The following is a 3578-nucleotide window of genomic DNA, read 5'->3' on the forward strand; positions in this document are numbered from 1 at the left end:
CATCTGCACAGTTATTCTATGCTGGCACGTATTGCTATTGGCCGCGGTGAACTCGATAAAGCGGGTAAGTTCATCGAACAAATACAGCACTTACTAAAACAATCGACTTATCACGTAGACTGGACGGCGAATGCTTCGCTCTCACTGATTCTATTTTGGCAAGCTCGTGGCAATGATGAAGCAATGTTGCAGTGGCTCAAGACCACCATTCGACCAGAAAAAGCATGCAATCACTTTTCACAGCTTCAATGGCGCAATATTGCTCGAGTTCAGATTCACTTAGGTCATTTGGAAGATGCGACTCAAACTTTGACGTTTATGCAGCACGAAGCGCAAACTTATCAGTTGATTACTGACCTAAACCGTAATTTGATCCTCGAAGCCGTTCTAGCCACCACAGTGCACAATGAAGAAGTGGCGAAAGAAAAACTCAAAGAGGCGCTACAGCTAACCAATCAGACGGGTATGGTGGGTAACTTTTTAATCGATGGTTCGCAGATCGGCCACTTGTTGGAAAAACTCTCTAGCCGATCCGAATTGGGAGATCTGGAACGCCACCGCGCACAACAGTTAATGAAAGAGATCTCTACCACTCAGCGCAGCCGATCAGTCCATTTCGACGAAGAGTTTGTTGAGAAGCTGGTTAATCACCCAAATATTCCTGAGCTGGTTCGTACCAGCCCACTCACTCAACGTGAATGGCAAGTCTTGGGGCTTATCTACTCTGGGTTTAGCAATGAACAAATTGCACAAGAGCTGGATGTCGCAGGAACTACCATCAAAACCCACATCCGCAACCTATACCAAAAACTGAATATTGCTAACCGCAAAGAGGCAATCCACACCGCCGAGAATTTATTGCAACTTATGGGCTATTGAGTCGCAGGTATGATCAAAAAGAGCCAGATAATCTGGCTCTTTTCTGTCGTAAAAAATGACGGTTAGAAGGTTTTTGGGGCGAAACCAGTCATCACTTCTAAACGCAGCTCTTTGCCCATTGTTGTCATCGGGTGTACCACGATTAAACCTTTAACTGACTTTTTCAATTGACCTAAATCCGCCTGTTCGGCTTTGGTCAACTCACGAGAAAATGGCATATCGAGCAAACTCTTACGCTCTTTGCTCACCGTATAATTTTGCTTGTGTTTTGCTTGAGCGAGCTTTTTCGTCAGTTGTTCTACTTCATCGGTAAATTTGCTGATCATTACTTGATCGCCACGACCTTTAGCCGCATCGAGCTTATGGCGACACGTATCTAAACGGTTATTGAGTTGTTGAATTTCATTTTTCAGGCTCATGGTCACTGGCTCTTCGAAAGTAAAGTGGGCGCGGAGTATATCACAGCCTATCTATACTCTATATAGAAATTAAGCTTAAACCGGTGAAATGAAAGCCACTGGCAAGTCATAGAGGGCATAACAACTCTACTTAGCATTCCAATTTGACATAACACCCATTTTTCATATGAAAATATGCTCTTTGTAAGACGCGGTGCCGCAAACTTAGCTAAGCTATATTTATAACAACAACGAGCATGTCAACCGTCAGTTAAAGTACCAAGGCCAATAACATAACAACAGGAAATAACCATGAGCCTGACTATTCGCCAAAGACTCTACGTGCTATCCATTGTTCCGCTACTGATTATTTCGTTAAGTATGATGTATCTCAGTTTTTCAGAAACACAAAAACTGAATCACGAACAAATGGCTGCTACCCGCGCTAGCATGATGGAGATGAAACAAAATGAGCTGCGTTCATATCTGCAAATTGCCGATACAGCGCTCAAATCACTCAAACAAAAGAACGCTCCCCTCAGCGAAGCCATCACCATACTGCGTGACATCGCGTTTGAAAATAGTGGCTATATCTTTGGCTACAATAGCAAAGGGGATCGACTACTACTGGGCCAAAGTAATGCTGGTTTAGGCGATAACTTTTGGAACATGCAAGATACGCATGGCAACTATTTAATCCAAGATTTAATCAAAAATGCCAAAGTAGATAAGTTCACTACCTACTATTTCCCCAAGCCGGGAGAGACGACACCACTACCTAAATTGGCCTATTCTACCTATTTACCACAATGGGATCTAACGATAGGCACTGGCTTTTACACCGATGACATTGATGCCGTAATCGCCAACATGGAAACACTCGCTGCGGAAAATATGCAAAGCAGTTTAGTCAATATCGGTTTGATGAGCTTGATCATTATCCTCATCGTCGGTTTTTTCGCCATCATTTTAAATCGCAGTATCATGCGTCCTCTCGAGCTATTTGATTTATCGATTCGTTCATTTGCAAGCGGTGACGCTGATTTAACTGCAAGAATGGAAAAATTCAACGCCCCTGAATTTGCAAGATTAAGTGATAACTTCAATGCCTTTGTCTCCAGCTTGCAAAGTATCATTGCGCGCGTGCACCAAGTTGGGCAACAGGTTGTGGATGAAACCAATGACATGACACAACGAGCACAACAAGTTGACGCCATTGCATCAGGGCAACGTGAAGAGACCGATCAAGTAGCGACAGCGATGACAGAAATGACCACGACTGCAACAGAGATCTCGAACAACGCCCACCATGCCGCTCAATCGGCAAAAGATGCTGACGACAACGCCAAAGATGCCCATGAAATTGTTGATTCAGCCGCACAATCGGTACAGGATCTCGCCAAAGAGGTCGCTGAAGCGAGCCTTGTGATTTCAAAACTGGAAGGCGATGTGAAAAACATTTCGTCTCTACTTGCGGTTATCCAAGATATTGCGGAACAAACCAATCTACTGGCGTTAAACGCAGCGATTGAAGCGGCTCGCGCGGGCGAGCAAGGACGAGGATTTGCCGTGGTAGCAGATGAAGTCCGAAAATTAGCTAGCCGTACCCAAGACAGTACAGGACAAATTCATGCCATGATCGGGCAACTGAAAAATGCCTCTGATGCCGCAGTTAAAGCGATGGATTCAAGCCAAAGTCGTAGCTTAAGCACCGTAGAAAAAGCCAATGCCGCATCGACAGCATTACAAAAAATTCAAGACTCTATTGCCACGATTATGGATATGAACGCACTGATCGCAACTGCAACAGAGGAGCAAAGTATTGTTGGGCAAGAGATATCAGAGCGTATTGTGGTGATATCTGATCAAAGTAGTCAATCGGCTGAACTGGCTAATCAGAACCAAGCGGGTAGCCAACAGCTGAATAGCCGAGCCAACGAACTCTATGAGTTGGTGGACCGCTTTAAAGTTTAGCAAGAAGAGGTAAAACTGAGACTTGTAAGCGTCAGAATGAAGATCGTTGATCACTAAGTAAAAAAGTAAAAAAGCCATGTCAACATTAATGCCGATCAGTTAAGGCCAAAGTGATCGGTTGAACGATCCTTCAGAGCTGTCAAAATCCAAGTGTATTTAATGCACTTGGATTTTTTTATGGATGTTTCTCAAGCTCTAAACATAATTAATGATTGGAAACCTAGCAACGTTGAGACTTTGTCTGACTTACTTCCAATTGACCTCATCAACGAAGCTTATTCTCTTACTGATACCGTCACGATGAGAAAGAGGAAATTAACTCTAGAA

4 protein-coding genes are annotated in these 3578 nt (G+C 43.7%); 3 read left to right on the forward strand and 1 reads right to left on the reverse strand.

Annotation, left to right across the window (positions count from 1 at the left end):
- Positions 1-879 (forward strand): LuxR C-terminal-related transcriptional regulator (locus tag AACQ42_RS00700; RefSeq protein WP_217898934.1); only part of this gene is annotated, 879 nt, incomplete at its 5' end.
- 62 nt (positions 880-941) lie between these two features.
- Here the strand turns inward: AACQ42_RS00700 and AACQ42_RS00705 are convergent.
- Positions 942-1298 (reverse strand): YibL family ribosome-associated protein, encoded by a 357-nt coding sequence (locus AACQ42_RS00705; protein ID WP_026027197.1) that lies wholly within the window; start codon positions 1296-1298, stop codon positions 942-944.
- 291 nt (positions 1299-1589) lie between these two features.
- On the opposite strand from AACQ42_RS00705, the gene AACQ42_RS00710 reads away from it, so the two are divergent.
- Together AACQ42_RS00710 and AACQ42_RS00715 are read left to right on the forward strand one after the other, a co-directional pair.
- A complete protein-coding gene (locus AACQ42_RS00710; protein ID WP_019281765.1) occupies positions 1590-3251 on the forward strand; it encodes a methyl-accepting chemotaxis protein in 1662 nt (553 codons plus the stop codon).
- Positions 3252-3428: 177 nt separating this feature from the next.
- On the forward strand, positions 3429-3578 hold a 150-nt coding region (locus AACQ42_RS00715; RefSeq protein WP_176429627.1), incomplete at its 3' end, for a transposase domain-containing protein.

Source organism: Vibrio sp. V12_P9A6T4, from assembly GCF_963874835.1.
Taxonomy (GTDB): Bacteria; Pseudomonadota; Gammaproteobacteria; order Enterobacterales; family Vibrionaceae; genus Vibrio; species Vibrio anguillarum.